The sequence below is a fragment of the uncultured Enterovirga sp. genome (assembly GCF_964242715.1).
Lineage (GTDB): Bacteria > Pseudomonadota > Alphaproteobacteria > Rhizobiales > Beijerinckiaceae > Enterovirga.
This window is the reverse complement of record NZ_CAXTAZ010000006.1, coordinates 24,882-41,048: the sequence shown is the minus strand read 5'-3', so window position 1 is coordinate 41,048 and position 16,167 is coordinate 24,882. Positions and strand designations below refer to the sequence as shown.

The window sequence follows — 16,167 nt, the reverse complement described above, 5'->3', positions numbered from 1 at the left end:
TTGGGTGAAGACCGTCACCGATAGTCAGCTGAACGGCGAACTTGGCTTTATCGGGACGCTGAACGTCCAACGTCGCGACTGGGCAGGTTCCGGCCTTCAAGGCTTCGCGCCCGGCAAGTCCTCACTCCATCCGTGCCGCCGGACACCTCTTCGTGGCGGCCCGCGCACTGGCCGGCACCCTCCCTCATGGCGCCTACGAGATCGGTTCACGTTCGTTCGGCACGCTATAGATTGCGTGCCGGGAGACGGGAGACGATGAGCGAGGCCTCCAGACATAGGCGAGATGCCCGGCCGTGGGAACGGACAACCCTTGTAGTGGAGGGGCCCCTTTCGCTGCGCATGCACCGGGTGGCGCTTGCCCGGGCGGGCAGGAGCGGGACCGATGTGATGAGCCTGCCGATGATGGCGGCCCGGCTCGCCGGGGGCTTTCTCAGGCCCGTGGATGAGGACGCGCTGCTCCCGTTGATCCGCGAAGCGCTGGAGCAGGAGTCCTTAGAAGAGCTGGGGGCGGTTGCCTCACTGCCCGGGACGCCGCGCGCTGTCCTCGGTGCGCTCGGCACCGTTTGGCGTGAAGGTGCGGCGCTGCTGTACGACGGGCCCCGCGCCGCCGACCTCATGCGGGTGGAGCGCTTCGTGCGGGAGAGCCTTCCACCGGGCATGCTGCCCCCGCCGAACCTTGCCCGCGCCGCGCGCGAGCGCGCGCTCTTCGCGCCCTCGATCCTCGGATCCATCGTGCTGGAGGGCGTGGTGGAGGTGGCGCCAGTGTGGCGGGACCTCCTCAACGACCTCGCGGACATCACCAGCTGGACGGGCACCGCCCATGGTTGCCGTGACTGGTTCCGTGGGTACACGCGGCCGCGGCCACCCACCGAGTGCGTCGTCGCCCTACCGGAACTCTGCGCCGATCCACGGAGCGAGGTGGTGGAAGCGCTGCGCTGGCTGCGGGCGCTGCTATCCTCCGGCAACGTCCAGGCGGCCGAGGTCGGGATCACGGCGCCATCGCCGGCCACGTGGGACGAGCACTTTCTCGTTCTCGCGGGCGAGGCGGACCTTCCCCTTCACTTCTCGCACGGGATACCAGCTCTCGCGACGGGCGAGGGCCAAGCTTGCGCGGCGCTTGCGGACATACTCCTCCGGGGCCTGAGCCAGGACCGCGTGCGGCGGCTGGTGCGCCGCCTGCCGCGTACCCCGCTCCTCGACGCGCTGCCGGCGGACTGGGCGGCCGGCCTGCCGCGCGGCGCCGCGCTTGCGTCGCTTGATCACTGGTGTGCGGCGGTCGCGGCGGCTGCGTCCTCCCGAACGACGGGCGAAAGCGCGGCGAACGCACTTCTTCCCGTCCTTGTACTGCTCGCGCGCGGGGCCGCCTCCGCGGCTGAGGCCGGCGAGCGCCTCCTGTCCAGCGGCAGCCTCGCGCTCTGGAGGCGGGCGCTTAACGCTGCGCCCGCGGCCGCGCTCGAATTGTCTCTCCAGTCCCTGCGGGTGAGCGACGGCAGGGAAGCAGGTGCCTGTGCGGTATGGGGTCCGTCCCGGCACTTTGCCGCAAGCCCCAGGGCACATATGCGGCTCATCGGTCTCGCGGGGCGATCCTGGCCGCGCCGGGATGATGACGATCCGATTATTCCCGCGCATCTCTGGCGGGAAGGTAGGGCTCTGGGTACCGCGGAGCGCGACCGGCTGGACTTCAGCATCATCAGCGATCAGGCCCGCAGCCTCGTTCTTTCGCGCAGCCGGAGGAACGCAGCCGGTCTTCTCCTCTCGCCGAGCCCGCTTTGGACCGCCGGCGAGACCGTGCTTGGCCGCGGACGGATCCCACTCCACGCCTTCAGCGAGACAGACCGTCTCTTCGCCAGGCCGAAAGAGGCCGTCGAACGACCCCGCATTGCGCTGACAGCAACCTGCTGGGCCAACCGGAAGAGTGCGGACCAGCACACCGTCCATGACGGCCAGATCAGGGCAGACCACCCGGTGATCGAGGCGGCTCTGTCGGCGCCGCATTCGATCTCCGCCCTGGAGCGCCTGCTTCTCGACCCGCTCGGGTATGTCTGGGAACGCGCGCTCGGCTGGCGAGCGCTGCCTCTCGAACCGCAGCCCCTCGGCCTGAGCCCGCGAACCTTCGGCGAAATGGTCCACGCGCTGATCAGCGAGACGCTGCGCGCGCTGTCGGCGTCAGGGCCCCGGCTGCCGGGCGAGGCGCCGCGCGAGTCCGCGCTTGCTACCTCCTGCGCGGCGATGGAGGACTCCTGGCCGTTGCGGCGGCCCGTGCCTCCGCCGCTCCTGTGGCGGCACCTGATCGGTGAGGCCGCGTCGCGGGCTCGCCGCGCGCTTGAAGAGGACAATCCGGATGCAAAGAGCGCGCAGACCTGGACTGAAATCGCGTTCGGCGGCGACACCCAAATTCCGGGTCTGCCCTGGATTTCACCCGGGGCAGTGTCCATCGGCGACACCGGGCTCCATTTGCGCGGTCGCATCGATCGCCTCGACCTCGCTGCGCATGGCCGCACGGCTGTTCTCACCGAGTACAAGAGCGGACCGGCCCCGGCCCATGCGGGCCGCGTCGTCTTCGGCCGCGGCGCCGAACTGCAGCGGGTCTTCTATGCGCTCGCTGTATCGTCGCTTCTCCCGGAGGCGCAGCGGATCGTGTCGCGGCTGATGTATCTGGGCGAAGGCGCGCAGGCTTTCGCCATCCCCGAAGAGGCGTTCGGGAAGGCGCTCGCCGACGCGGCGTCCTTTACGGCGGCCGCGGCGGAGACTTTGCGCAGCGGAAAGATCGCCCCCGGTGAGGAGTCGCGCTTCCACGACGATCTCTGGCTGGCTCTTCCGGCCGACCGGCAGGCCTACCGCGCATCGAAGCAGCGCGCCTTCGCGGCGGCGAACGGGACGCTCCGCCGGTACTGGGGTCTGGCATGACGCTTCCCGATCTCGAAAACCGGCGCCGCGCGCTTTGCGATCTTAACTCCACCTTTCTGATGGAGGCGGCTGCCGGAACGGGGAAGACGTCCCTAATGGCCGGAAGGGTCGCCCTGCTGCTGGCGGAGGGACACGCGCCCTCGTCAATCGCCGCTATCACCTTTACCGAACTGGCCGCCGGCGAACTCGACCGCAAGATCCGCACCACCGTCGCAGCTGTTGTAGCCGGGAGGGTTCCGCCGGCCCTCGCGGGCATCCTGCCGCTCGAAGGTCTCTCGCCTGGTCGCAGGGAAGCGCTTGAGGCCGCCTTGCTCCGCCTCGACGAGCTCACGGCCACCACCATTCACGGCTTCTGCCAAGCGATCATTGCCGCGCATGGCGTCGAAGCCGGGCTCGATCCCGGCGCGCGGGTCGTCGACGAAAATGTGGCAACGGCGATGTTCGACCAGGCGCTTTCCGATTTCCTGTCGGCACGTCTGCAGGGTGTTGACGACCCCGCCGACCCGGTCAGCGTCCTCGCGAAGGACGACCCGCTCGGGATAGTCGAGCGCCTGCGCGAGCTCGCCATGCTCAGGCGGGAGCACCCGGACGCCAATACGCCCGCGCCCGCGCCCGCGCCTGGAGCGCGGCCCGACCTCGTCCTCTCTGACGCCGTCGCGACCTTTACACGCTGGCATGCGTCGTCTCCAGGCGATCGAGCCATAGCGGACGCCATTGCCGAACTCGAGGCACTCTCGGCGTCTTTCAGCGGCAGCTCCGAAGAGAACCTCGACTTCGCGACGCTCTGGTCGTTCGCAAAGCCTGATCGCATTTCCCTGATGCGCTCCTCCGGTCTTGAGCTCAAAACTTCGATCGAGGGCGCCGCGTGGGGGCGCTTTCCCGGAGAGCAGCGGCAGCGCCTCGAACGAGAGGCGGCCGCCCATCTTGCCGCCGTCGACGCTGCCTACAGGACACTGATCGGTCACATTGCCCAGCGGCTGGTGTCGCTGCTCTCGGGCGCACTTTCGGAGGTTATCACGCGCTACACCGCGATAAAGCGTGACGCGGCCGTGCTCGACTTCGACGATCTCCTGCGTTTCGCGAGCGCGCTCGTGCGGCGCGAGGAGATCAGGCAGGTCCTGTCGACGCGCTTCCGGCACATTCTCGTCGATGAGTTCCAGGACACCGACGGCCTGCAGGTCGACATCGTCTTCCGGCTCGCCGCCACCGGGCCGGCCGCGCGCTGGCAGGACGGCACCCTTCGTCCCGGCGGCCTCTTCCTCGTCGGTGATCCCAAGCAGGCGATCTATAGCTTCCGCGGCGCTGACATCGAGGCCTACCACGAAGCGCGCGATGTCATCGGCAGGCAGCAGGGCGGGGCGGTGCTGCCGATCACGTCCAACTTCCGGTCGCGCAAAGGCATCGTCGAGCATGTGAACCTCGCCTTTCGCGCGCCGTTCTCGCAGCCCGAGCAGCCTGACTATGTTGCGATCGAGGCCACCGCCGGGGCTGGAGACCCCGCGCTGCCGCATGCCGCAAAGCTCACGGTCGCTCCGGAGGGGCAGGCCAGGGCCGCGGAGCTGCGCGAGGCCGAAGCGGTCGCCGTTGCGCGTGTGTGCAAACGGTTGATTGGCAATGTCATGGTCCGGCGCGACGATGAAACGCTCTCGCCGCTGAAGGCAGGGGACATCGCGCTGCTGGCGCCCGGCCATACCGACTTGTGGCGGTACGAGCGCGCCCTTGTTGCCGAAGGGCTGGCCGTCGCCTCCCAGGCGGGCAAGTCGTTCTTCGCGCGGCAGGAGACCCAGGACCTGCTCGCCCTCTGCCGCACGCTTTCAGATCCCCGGGATACGGTCGCCTTCGGCGCGCTGATGCGCGGGCCGCTGGTCGGCCTCCCCGACGAGGACCTGCTGGATATTGCCGCGGGCCTCGGGTCGGACGGGGAAGGCCCGCGCCGTTTTACCGTTACGACCGACCCCGCAAGCGTGCAGCATGCGGAGGCGCGCGCTGCGCTCGAGGCGCTGCAGGACCTGCGCAGGCTCGTTTGGCGCCTTACACCGTCGCAGCTAATCGCCACGGCCGTCGAACGTCTGCAGGTCCGGGTAATCGTCGCGGTCCGGCACAAAAGCCGGAGCGCGCCGGCGCTTGCCAATATCGATGCGCTCATCGAGCGCGCGCGACCCTATGCCGTGGCGGGGATGCGAGCCTTCGTGCGGGATCTCGACCACGACTGGAGAGCGAAACTGCCGACCGTGGAAGGACGCGTCGATGCCTCCGAGGACGCGATCGATCTCGTCACAATGCATAGCGCCAAGGGGCTCGAATGGCCGGTCGTCATCCCGGTCAATTCATCTACGCAGTTTCCGTCTCCAAAACAGTTCGTGCACCGCCGGTTCGACGACACGCTGCACTGGATGATCGGCGGGATCGCACCGCCCGAGCTGGCGGCAGCACGCGAGATGGACCAGCGGCGCAAGGCACGGGAGCGCGAGCGGCTTTGGTACGTGTCGTGCACGAGGGCGCGCGACCTCCTGATCATCCCCTACCTTCCTGACGCTGACAAGAATTCGTGGTCGAGGGTCCTTGATCTCGGGCAGGCAGCCCTTCCCGAATTCGTCACAGATGTGCTCCCGGAAAAGCCGCCGGTCAGAGTGCCGTCGCCATCAAACCTCCAAACCGTGGACCGCTTCGCGGAAGAAGGAAAACGCGTGCGCGCGGCGGTGCCAACTTTTACCTGGTGGCGACCGAGCGAACACGACCCTGACAGGGCCGCGTTGATCGACGCGTTTGTGACCTCTGTGGAGCAGCCCGATCCGGAGCTCGCCTTTCCTGCCGGCGCGGGCGCGCTGCGCGGCACCGTCATCCACAAGCTCATGGAAGAGTACCTCACCGGTGAGCTGGACGCAGACGAGTGGGCGAGCCGGCTGCGGGCGCGCGAACTGCTCGCGCAGCTGGCCAGCGGAAGCGGAACGTTCGCGCTGCCCGACTCGGTCGAGATGGCATCGACATCGCTGCGCACGATGGCCCTCCCGGAGATTGCGGCGCTGAGGCCCTACCTTGTGGCAGAGTACCCACTGTGGAGCCCCGATGGCGACAGGCTCCTGTCCGGTCGCGGTGACGCGCTGGCGATCATCGCTGGCGTGCCATCCGTAGTCCTCGATTGGAAGTCCGACTTCGCCCCCACATCATCGCTGCGCGCGCAGTATGCTGACCAAGTCCGCGCGTACATGCGCGCAACCGGCGCCGCGCGAGGCGCAGTGGTCTACATGACCACCGGAACGATGGCCTGGGTGGATGCGGCGGCCCGCGGCTAGGCCCTGCGCTTTCGCGCGTATCCACCGTGACCCACGGGGCCGTTTGGCAATCCCGTCGTCAGCGAGGGTTCGAGCGACAACATTCATTCTCGGCCGCTTTTACGCAGGAGGTCGATGTGCTAGCTTTCTTGAGACGCTTGCCGTCGTACATCGCCGATCTTTGGCGCCGTTGGCGAACACCCGCATCAGAACCTACCGGAACTTGGGTGGCATGGCATCGCGGGCGCGAGCGCCCGAGGTCCGACCAGGCCTCTAAGATCGAAGTGAGGCTCAGACGGGGAGCTTACGCGCTGCGCTGCACCCAGAGCGGCCCTCTTACACGTTGCGCGCCGGCTCGGGCAACTTCAGCCCGCTCCGACCCGTTCATTACAAGCATCATCGGGTAATCACGGTCCGTGAGAGCGCACGACTGCAAGGCTTCTCAGATGATTTCCGCTGGCCGGATCGCATTCCCCGCCTCCAGCAGTATCGGCAGGTTGGAAACGCGGTTCCGCCACCGATGGCGGCCGCCTTCGCGCATTGTCTCGCGGAGCAGATGGGTTGGCCGCCTAGATCACTCAAGCATCGCGGTGACCCGTCAATGCGTGAGCCGGCAAATGTACTTACCGACGCCGAACGCAAAGGCCTGCGCGAGGCGCGGATGCGTGGTGCGTCTCTAGGGAAAGTAGCGAGGAGCGGATTGTAAGGTGTGGGTGGATAGGGAAACCGCGCCCGACTTCCTGAACTTCTCCGGTGTTGCCAGAATGGTCGCCGAGGTCGCCAGGCGATATATCGCCTGACAATCAGGGCCGAGTGTTTGTCGGAACTCCGCGCGCCAACTTACGTGACCGGCCAGTAACCTTGATTCGGACTTGCGCCACACGTTGCAGAACCGAGTGGAAAAGCGCGCGACGCCAACCCATCCTTCAGGTCGGCTTGATCACCTACTAGATAACCGCCTCGTCAGCTCGCCATCCGGACCACCTTGGCCTCGACCCCAAGAAATGCTCTCTTTCGACAGCTCAGTACGATTATTTGCATGCGCTCTCCCGCCTCGGCCAGGATCTCCGTCATAGTGTCAAAGCGCTGATCGTCGGCGAAGACGAGCGCGTCATCGAGCAGGAGCGACGCCGGCTTGGGTCGGGCTCCCGACGCGGGTCGCTACCTGGGCGCATGTCACAAAGGACTGCAGGGCTGCGCCACGGCGCGCTAGACGCGGGCGGCGCGGGACGAGTCCGCAGACGGCCTGCACGTTCGTTTCGTTGCTGCTCGACTCGACTTGGAAACCCAATCCCGGCGGCTACCTCGACTCCTGGTACCAGTACTCGCCGACCCCTCTTCCCCGACCCTTTCCGCAGATACGTTCGCCAACCGTGCCGGCGAGCGCGCCGGCAGGTCGCGGACCTTGAAGGCCGGCGCCGGACGGACACATCAGGCAGCCGTTATGCGACGATCTTCGCGCGACGACGTTCAGGCCACCGATCGCAGTCGTTGAAGGCCGTCGTGCCGTATGACGACGCGTTTCGCCGCGACGTTCGGGATGGACCCGAGCCCGTCGGATATTGACATGGGCGCGCCGTCGCCACCGATCCAGTCACGGTCGAACGGGTAGCCCATTGGCTTGCGGTCCGGATAGACCGGGTCGCGCTTGCCGCAGAACGAGCGGGAGCCGCACTCGCCCCCACGCTCCATGTCCAGGGCGTCGTCGCGCGTGACGATGGCTGCGAGCACGAACGGGGAGCCTTCGGTCGATCCCCGCGGCAGGTAGAGGCTGAACGGCCAACCGCATTCACAGTACTCGTCGGGCATGGCTCCCGACTGGATCGGAACGGTCTGCTGCGCGAGGTGCTCCTCGTAGGTGCCGAACGGGTAGGGCCAGGGCGCGCGACCGTTGCTCTTGCGGACGACGCTCGCCTGCTCGCCCAAGCGGGCGACGACCCGACGGCTGAGTGGTGCAAGCGCGACCGGGATGCGGTCCATCTCGATCCACCAACGCCGCTCGGCGGCCTTGGCCTCGAGCGTCAGGAAGAGGCGGACCGTCGCCCGCACCTCTCTCGCCGACCGGTTCTCGACCCGAACGAACGTCGCGAACCTGTCGTGGTTGAGATGCTCGCGCATAAAGGGAACGTTCGCGTCCTGCCCTCGGACGTTGAACCGCCCTTCGAGCATGTAGGTCCGCAGCGTAGCGGTCGTCCCGTCCTCTCCGTCGCGGAACGACCGATCCCAACGCTCCTCGCCGAACCATCTCCCGCCGGCGGCGTCGAGCTCGGCAGGCGTCGCGGACGCCGGGTCGACGCCGGCCTCCCTCAAGGCGTCGTAGGTCATGAGGATAATGTCCGGCGACCCGAAGACGGGGCCGTCGCCCTTCCGGATCTCGATGTCGCCGATGATCTCGGGCGCGCGCGGCCCGGCCTTGACGCGCAATCGGTCGACGACGTCGTCGACCTGCTTGTGCCATTCCCAGAACACGTGGTCCTGCGGCGCCAACGACGTCGTTCCCATGATGCCTGAGATCTCGCGATTGCCGACCACCGTCACGGGCGAGAGATCTGCCAGGACGACGTGACCCTCGTTGTGTACGTCCGCCCGCTTGCTCGCCCAAGGAAGGTCGCGGAAGCTGGCGTTCGCCTCCAGGACGCCCCCGAGCGTGTTTACCGTCAGCGGCGGCGCGCCCTGCGCATCGCGGAACTCGCCCGCCTCGATGTCCTCGATCAAGGCGGCCATCCTGGCCATCAGCGAACGAGCCGTCGCCAGGTTGTCGCCGCTCGGGGCCTCGTCCTTGTCGCGGGCCGAGTAGATCGCGACCGTCGGAGGGCGTGCGTCCGGATCGTAGCCCCAACGCACGGGGGCCGTCATGTCGGAGCGGGCCACGACGTCGGGCAATCCGGCAACGAATCGTTCGGTCCGGTAACGCGCCAACATCTGCTGATGCATGTAGACGAACAGCTCGCCATGCCGATCCAGCGGTGACACGCCATAGGACGGATAGACGACATGCCACCAGCGATGGTGCTCCGCGAAGAACAGGTCTTCCCGGAACCAGTCCAACGGGCGCTCTTCGCTTCCCTCATCGACGATCGCGGAGGGCGCGGCGGGGATCGGCAGCGGCCCGGTCGGGCCCACCCGCTTGCTGGCGTCGAAGCTCCGGGCCGGGTCGGTGGGGTCCACGAAGACGTGCGGCGGGACCTTGAGCGCGCCGATGGCCGGCACACTGGTGGACGCGTGCGTGACGAAGCTCGACCAGACGTCCTGCGCCATGGCCTCGTTCCCCGACGCCGCCTCCGCCAGGACGCGTCGCCAAGCGAGCCTGATCCCCGTCTCGTCCGGCAGGTCGCGGAGGATGCCGTTCAGATCGTCGAGCAGCCGCTTCGCCTCCCGGAGGTGAGAAGGGCGGAACGTGGAGAAGGGGCGTTGCCGCACAGTCTCGGCCGAGCCGTCCGGTCCGCCGACAAGGGCTTGGGCGCGAGCCATCTCTTCCGGCCCGAGACCGGTCGTCAGGAAGTCGAATGATTGCCTCGCGAGATCGTCGAGCGCCATAGTTCACCCGTTCGTCATCGTGTGTCGCCGCTGTATGGTATCCGCATGGACAGGACATCGCGCAACTCGGGACGAACCATGACCCGGCGTGACGAGCTGGCCGCGCGTGCGGGCGCGGTCCTGGCGGCCCTTCAGGGACAGGGGCTCGTCGTGCGCGGACAGCCGCCGCTTCAGTCGCCCGAGCAGGAAGAGCCTGAGCTCGCGTCGTCGCAAACTGCCAAGGCGCTCGCCCGAAAGGGAGTCCTGAGCGTCGGCTACAACGCGCTCGCCAACGAGGTCGTCGTCTACACCAGTGGTCGTCTGACCAAGGCGGAACGCGCCAAGCTGCCCGAGGCCTTCGCCGACGGCGTGAACCTCCGGGTGTCGCCGTCAAGGCTGCCCACCGTCGACGGGCGGCCTCCCGCCCCCCTCGACAATCATCCGGGCTACGTCGAGCGCGACGGCCGCTACTGCTGCGGATCGTCGATCTCCGTCGGCAACAACCGTGAGGCGGGCTCCCTAGGATGCTTGGTGCGCGACAAGGAAGGCACGCTCTTCGGGCTGACCAACAACCACGTGGTCGGGGGCTGCTCCTATGCGCGGGTCGGCCTGCCGGTCGTCGCCCCCGGGGTCATGGACGTGGCCGCCGGCGGGCGGGACCCGTTCACGGTCGGGCGTTTCGCTCGGGTGGCCCCGATGATCTCCGGCGACCCCCAGCAGGTCGATTTCGCCGTCAACTCCGACGCAGCGCTCGTCCGGATACTCGGCAAGGATCTGGTGACTTCGTGGCAAGGAAACGCGTACGACACGCCTTGCAAGATCATGAGCGTGTCCGACATGGAGGCTGCGGACCTGACCTCGGACAAGCTCCTGTTCGAGAAGGTCGGGCGCACCACTGGTCGGACTATCGGCGCGTTCGACTCGGAAACGCGGGGACCCGAGCGCGTCTCCTACAAACTGTCCGCTTGGCACAGCGCCTGGGAAGGGGACGACATCCAGATGTCTATCGCCTTCGAGGGCGTGATGCGTATCAGGGGTTCTCATGGAACCGTCTTCTCGCAGCCTGGCGACTCCGGCTCGCTCGTCGTGGCCCGCATCAAGGAAAGCGGCGAGAGGTTCGCGTTCGGCCTTCTGTTCGCAGGGGTTTCGGGCGGGCACAGCTACGTGCTGCCGATCGGCCCGGTGCTCGATCACTTCGGCGTCGAGCTGGTAGGGGGCCTCGGCTGATGGCGGGTGGACAGAAAGGCTGGCACGCCGCGGCGGACGAGATCGAGCGCCTGCTCGGGGCTTCGAGAGGCACCATCCCGATTTCCCGGCGTATCGACCATCGGACACGCGCCGCGGAGGTGGTCGTGCGCGCCCGCGTGGAGCCCGGCGCCCTGCCGGACCGTCTCCTCGGCTTCAAGGTCGTCGTCGAGCCGCCGACGACGCCCCTGGTCACCAAGGGGCTGCTTTGAGTCGAACGAACGCCAGGCGGCCGTGAGCGCGCTGCCCTCTGCTTCCTGCGCGCTGCGCTTTCGTCAGGAAATCGACCGAACGAATGCAGTCGAGCCAGGGTCGAAGCTGACTGGTCTCCTCCTGCCAGCCACGTTTGGCCCATCGATCCCTACACTCCCCTCGATTCGGACCCGTCACTCGGCTGAGCCTTCCCGCACCTCTGATCAGCCAAGGGCTGATGTCGCGTGGCCCGCGGCCTCTCTCGAAGCACTCGGCAAGGCCGGCTGAGCCCGCTCGCCAGAGGTCATCGTCGTCGACGGCGATCCGACGGCAGCCGGTCGAAGCGCCCTGAAGCAATCTCTCACGGCCTAACCTTCGCGATTGTGCGCCAGGATGCGGATGACGCTGATCCCGCGCTCACGGGCAGGCCGCTCGCCAGGCGGTTCCTCGATGGGAGGCGGATCGAAGCTGACGGCGAACGCGCCGGTGTTCAGGGGATCGTCGAGAACCAGCGCGAACGCGAACACGCCACGGAGCCTCGACCTACCCGATCGCAGGCTGGAAGAATGGTGAAGCGGTTGCAACGCGGTGACGGTCAAGAGTTCGTCCATGGTGCTCGACCAGTCGTCCCCTGCGCCCTTGATCGCCTTGCGACCGAAGCCTGGAATTCCGAGCAGCATGCCAGCCAGGAACGACCCCAGCGAGTCGCCGGCGGTGTTGTGCGTAGCGGGCAGGTTCTGCTTCCAGCTTCGAGGCGTCGAAAGCAAGTCGATGGCGCCGTAGCGCCCGCTCTCGTCGGTCCGTCCGGGCAAGCCGGACGCGGAGAAGTCGCGTGGTGCGCTGCCGTAAGCTCCCGACGCGAACGAGAACGATGGCCAGCCCGTGAGAAGATGATGCTGAACCGAGCTGGTCTTGAGGGTGCCGCCTGCGAGGAGCTTCGCCTGGACGAGATTGGCCCGGCGATCTTTGACGGCCCCGTGCCTGTCCGTTTCGTCCACCACGAGCAGGAGGTCGGCCAGCTCGCACCGACCGGTCGTCCCGTTCGAGTACGACACGTCCACCATCGGCGATCCGTGGCAGAACACCCCGACCATCGACAGGTCGACTCGGGGAAGGAGCTTGCGCCAGGCGGCGGCGACGCTCGGCGTGCCGTCGAGGGTGACGGAGGCGACGGCCCCGACCTCGCCTCTCGGCTTCGACGTGGCCCGACCGCCGCGTGACAGCGCTCTCTGGATGACGCTCTCGGCAGCGGCGCCGAGCGTAGCCTGGCTGACGGAAGCCGCGATCATTCGGGAGCCCGCCCACAGTTGTCCGACCTCGGACCAACTAGGGCGGAACACGACGACGAGCAACGACGAGCGTCGTCGCCTCGCCAAGTTGCAGGCCAAGAGCGGCGCCGCCGACGAGCTTAGCGGGCCTCCGAGGCCGGACGCCTCTGCGCCATCACGAACTCGGATCTTTGCACGCAGCGCCGACGCTCCGCAGCGGCCGCTTCCGGCATACGATCACCTCGGGTGGGAAGAGCGCGTACTCGATTCGCATCTACCTCTGCATCGCGACGGCATGCCTGTCGGCTCTACCGCGGGCTCCGCGATCGGCACTCCCGCGATGGCCGATCCGCGCGGCGATCGTGGCACGCCGCAGTCGTGCTCGGACCAGCCGGCGTCCTCGCCTCGGTCACATGTAAGGTCCTGAGAACGGCGGTGGATGCTCTCGAGCTTATCCGCCGAAGCGGTCTGAGGCTCGCCCTCTCACGTCGCCACAGGGTTCCAGAAAAGCCGGTCCTACGCCAAGGCTGGCCGGCTCAGGCCGGCAACTCGAGCGCGGCGTCCCCGACTGTCGGCGGGCAGAGCCGCAAGATTCGAGCGTAGGCGCAAGTCTCCGCTCTGCTTCGAATGCTCTTGATGGCACCGTGTTCTTCGGCTCAAAGTGACCGACACCTTCCTGGCCGAGGCGGCGCCATCGCTTCCACGAAGTCCAGGCGAGGTCGGGAGACGCGCTCGCGATGACGCAGGCGATGGTGACGAGCGCCGTCCCGTTCGCGGAAAGCGATGCGGACGCCGTCGACGCCGCGCTCGACAGGCTGGGAGCGAACCTCGTCGGCGATGGTCGCGAGACGCTCTTCATGTCGGGCGTCCACTTCCTGTCGATCACCGTCGTGCGCGGAGGACCGCGCCAGCCGACCTATCTCGTGTTCGAGATCACGGCCGACGGAGACGCCGACGATGCCAGGCAGTCCCTGAGCGACAGGCTGACCCCGTGGTGCCACGAGATCCTCGACGCCGCGAAGGTGGAGCGGCCGGAGAACGTCGCAGCCTTCCTGAAGCGATATGACGTCAGGACCGGGCAGGGGCTCTACCGGCAGCCCGGGCTCGACTTCCAGGGAACGCCGGGGATGACCGTTCCGCGCATCCTAGCGGAATTCGAACTGGCGCGCGTCATCCGGGACTACCTCGATCTCAATTCTCGAGCGACCGGACCCCTCTCCCTGCTGGCCGACATCCGTCGGCACGTCCGCGAGGACGACAGGATGCGGCCGCTTCTCGTGGCCGAGCCGGTTCCGCGGCTGCCGGCGCAAGGCGAAGCCAAGTTCGACGCGCCGTTCCTACTGTCCCTGGTCGGACGAGGCGCGCTCGAGTTCCTCTGGCCCCTCCTCCTGCCTCTCGGAGCGCTCGTCGCCATCTCGACCTACTTGGCGTCGGCGAACGCCGGCATCGTGGTCGGCGCGCTGACGTTCGTCGTCGGCCTGAGCGTGGTCGCGGTCGCCACGGTGGCCGTGCTGCTCCTCGCCTACCTCACCTTGCGTCGCCTGGAAGGGGAAAACACGCCCGACGACAGGCCGCCGGACCCGGTCGTCCTGGGGGACGTCCTCGCGCGCGAGAACCGGTCGCAGCAGAACCATCTCGCAGCCGTCTCGACCATGCAGGGCCACTGGCTGCGCGCCGTCACGCTGCGCGTCGCCTTCTTCGTCATTCGCGAGATGGTCCGGCGGCGCTTCAGGCCCGGGTTCCTGGGCGAGATCAGCACCATCCACTTCGCGCGCTGGGTGAAGTTGCCCGGGACCGACAAGCTTCTCTTCTTCTCCAACTACGGCGGGAGCTGGGAAAGCTACCTCGAGGATTTCGTCACGCGGGCGTCCTTCGGGCTGACGGGCGTCTGGAGCAACGCGCTGGGATTTCCCCGAGCGTCAAACCTGTTCGGCGAAGGAGCCTCGGACGGCGACCGTTTCAAGCGTTGGGCCCGGCGCCAGCAGCGCCCGTCGCGGTTCTGGTACAGCGCCTACCCGCACGTCACCACGGCGCGCATCCGGACCAACGCCGCCATCAGGCAGGGGCTCTGCAACGCCACCACCGTCGACGAGGTCGAGGCTTGGCTCGGCTTGTTCGGATCCCGCGTGCGACCCGACGCGCTGCTGGAGACGGACCAGGTCCAGACGCTCCTCTTCGGGGGGTTGAGCAAGCATCCGCACGCCGCCCTGCTCGCCGTGGCCTTGCCGCACGCGCCGGTAGCCTGTCGCGAATGGCTCGCGAGCGTCGAACCGAAGGTCACCTTCGGCGAGGAACCGCCCCCCGACCTCGTCACGAACCTCGCCATCTCGAGCCCGGGTCTCGGCAAGCTCGGCCTGCCCGACGCGGTCCAGGCTCACTTCCCGCCGGCGTTCCGAATGGGAATGGGCCACCCGGTCCGCGCCCGTGTCTTGTCCGATACGGGGGAGGACAAGCCGGCGACGTGGCTCTGGGGCGGACCCGACGACGACCTCGACGCCGTGCTCCTGGTCTACGCCGCCGACCGCGCTACGCTTGATCTCGCCGTGGCCGACCACGTCGCGGGCTTGGCCCGTTATGGGGCTCGCCTCGTCCACCAGGTCATGCCGAAGCCCCTGCCGATGGCAGACGGGGGCGCGCGCAGCGCGGTGTCGGAGCCGTTCGGATTCGTCGATGGCGTCTCGCAGCCCATCGTGAGAGGGACGAGGCGCTGGATGCGCCAATCCGATGCGATCCATGTCGTCGAGGCCGGCGAGTTCGTGCTCGGATACCCGGACGGACGGGGCTACTTCCCGCCATCCCCGAGCGTTCCGGCCTCGCAAGACCCGGACAATCTGCTGCCTCTCGTCGATCCGGTGCACTCTCGCGGCGCATATCAGCCCGAGTTCACGGGCGATGGCGCCCGAGGCGCTCGCGACTTCGGGCGCAACGGCAGCTTCCTCGTCGTTCGCCAGCTCAGGCAGGACGTGGACCGCTTTCACGACTACCTCGGCCGGGCCGCCGAACGCTACAAGGACCATCCCGCGGCGCCGAGGGGTCTGAGCGTCGCGCAGGCTCGGGCGTGGATCGGCGCCAAGATGATCGGGCGGTGGCCGAATGGGACCTCCCTCGTCAGGTACCCGCATGGTCCCGGCCGGCCTCGGCCCGGCCAGGCGAGAGCCCGTCCCGACAACGAATTCCTGTACGGGACGGAGGACCCCCTGGGTGAGAGATGCCCCCTTGGAGCGCACATTCGGCGCGCCAACCCGCGCGACAGCCTCGCGCCTGGATCGGACGACGAGCTGTCCATCGTCAATCGGCACCGCATCCTGAGGATCGGTCGCGCCTACGAGACCGCCGGCGACGACGGCCGGCCGACCGAGCAGGGCCTCCTCTTCATGTGCCTGAACGCGGACATCGAGAGGCAGTTCGAGTTCATTCAGCAGACCTGGTTCATGGGGCGCCAGTTCCACGGCCTGGAGAACGAGGTCGATCCGGTCACGGGCCGCGGGGGCAAGATGGGGCGGTTGACGGTCCCGTCGCCGCAAGGCCCTCTGCACCTGACGGGCATCGAGGACTTCGTGTCCACCAGGGGCGGCGGATACTTCTTCATGCCGGGGCGCCAAGCGCTCGGGTACCTTTCGGGACCGCTTCGCGCCGCCGGCTTGCCCGGCTCGGCGCAGCTCGGCCCGACCGACCGTGGCGCGGCCGCTTGAGACGGGGCGTCGGAAAGACGAGCGCGAACATGCGCCGGGGCTGCTTCGGCCTCGCGGCTTCACCGAGGCGCGGGC

8 protein-coding genes are annotated in these 16,167 nt (G+C 67.9%); 6 read left to right on the top strand and 2 right to left on the bottom strand.

Annotation, left to right across the window (positions count from 1 at the left end):
• The first annotated feature begins 387 nt into the window (after positions 1-387).
• From ACFE87_RS04975 to ACFE87_RS04965, 3 genes are all read left to right on the top strand, one after another.
• Positions 388-2,907: a PD-(D/E)XK nuclease family protein gene (locus tag ACFE87_RS04975; RefSeq protein ID WP_375458517.1), complete on the top strand. Its 2,520-nt coding sequence runs from the start codon at positions 388-390 to the stop codon at positions 2,905-2,907.
• Positions 2,904-6,200: a UvrD-helicase domain-containing protein gene (locus ACFE87_RS04970; RefSeq protein WP_375458516.1), complete on the top strand. Its 3,297-nt coding sequence runs from the start codon at positions 2,904-2,906 to the stop codon at positions 6,198-6,200. Before ACFE87_RS04975 ends, ACFE87_RS04970 begins: the two co-directional genes overlap by 4 nt.
• A 322-nt stretch (positions 6,201-6,522) precedes the next feature.
• Complete coding sequence (locus tag ACFE87_RS04965; protein WP_375458515.1) at positions 6,523-6,885, top strand: DNA cytosine methyltransferase; 363 nt, start codon at positions 6,523-6,525, stop codon at positions 6,883-6,885.
• Between the two features lie 764 nt (positions 6,886-7,649).
• Here the strand turns inward: ACFE87_RS04965 and ACFE87_RS04960 are convergent.
• The gene (locus tag ACFE87_RS04960; protein ID WP_375458514.1) at positions 7,650-9,716 is read right to left on the bottom strand and encodes a hypothetical protein; all 2,067 of its coding nucleotides are present in this window, start codon (positions 9,714-9,716) and stop codon (positions 7,650-7,652) included.
• Between the two features lie 78 nt (positions 9,717-9,794).
• On the opposite strand from ACFE87_RS04960, the gene ACFE87_RS04955 reads away from it, so the two are divergent.
• Entirely contained in the window at positions 9,795-10,922 is a 1,128-nt protein-coding gene (locus tag ACFE87_RS04955) for a hypothetical protein (protein ID WP_375458513.1), read from the top strand.
• Entirely contained in the window at positions 10,922-11,152 is a 231-nt protein-coding gene (locus tag ACFE87_RS04950; protein ID WP_375458512.1) for a hypothetical protein, read from the top strand. The genes ACFE87_RS04955 and ACFE87_RS04950 overlap by 1 nt, the downstream gene beginning before the upstream one ends.
• A gap of 348 nt (positions 11,153-11,500) precedes the next feature.
• Here ACFE87_RS04950 and ACFE87_RS04945 read toward each other — a convergent pair whose 3' ends face one another.
• Positions 11,501-12,421 carry a hypothetical protein gene (locus ACFE87_RS04945; protein ID WP_375458511.1) on the bottom strand — a complete coding sequence of 307 codons (921 nt, stop codon included), beginning with the start codon at positions 12,419-12,421 and terminating at the stop codon, positions 11,501-11,503.
• Between the two features lie 716 nt (positions 12,422-13,137).
• Between ACFE87_RS04945 and ACFE87_RS04940 the strand changes: the two genes are divergently transcribed.
• Complete coding sequence (locus ACFE87_RS04940) at positions 13,138-16,092, top strand: Dyp-type peroxidase (RefSeq protein WP_375458510.1); 2,955 nt, start codon at positions 13,138-13,140, stop codon at positions 16,090-16,092.
• Positions 16,093-16,167 lie beyond the last annotated feature (75 nt).

What these genes read in the sequence shown, in the direction of transcription:
- ACFE87_RS04945 (WP_375458511.1), bottom strand. Translation starts at nt 12,421, where the DNA reads ATGATCGCGGCTTCCGTCAGCCAGGCTACGCTCGGCGCCGCTGCCGAG.
- ACFE87_RS04970 (WP_375458516.1), top strand. Translation starts at nt 2,904, where the DNA reads ATGACGCTTCCCGATCTCGAAAACCGGCGCCGCGCGCTTTGCGATCTT.
- ACFE87_RS04950 (WP_375458512.1), top strand. Translation starts at nt 10,922, where the DNA reads ATGGCGGGTGGACAGAAAGGCTGGCACGCCGCGGCGGACGAGATCGAG.
- ACFE87_RS04975 (WP_375458517.1), top strand. Translation starts at nt 388, where the DNA reads ATGAGCCTGCCGATGATGGCGGCCCGGCTCGCCGGGGGCTTTCTCAGG.
- ACFE87_RS04940 (WP_375458510.1), top strand. Translation starts at nt 13,138, where the DNA reads ATGACGCAGGCGATGGTGACGAGCGCCGTCCCGTTCGCGGAAAGCGAT.
- ACFE87_RS04960 (WP_375458514.1), bottom strand. Translation starts at nt 9,716, where the DNA reads ATGGCGCTCGACGATCTCGCGAGGCAATCATTCGACTTCCTGACGACC.
- ACFE87_RS04955 (WP_375458513.1), top strand. Translation starts at nt 9,795, where the DNA reads ATGACCCGGCGTGACGAGCTGGCCGCGCGTGCGGGCGCGGTCCTGGCG.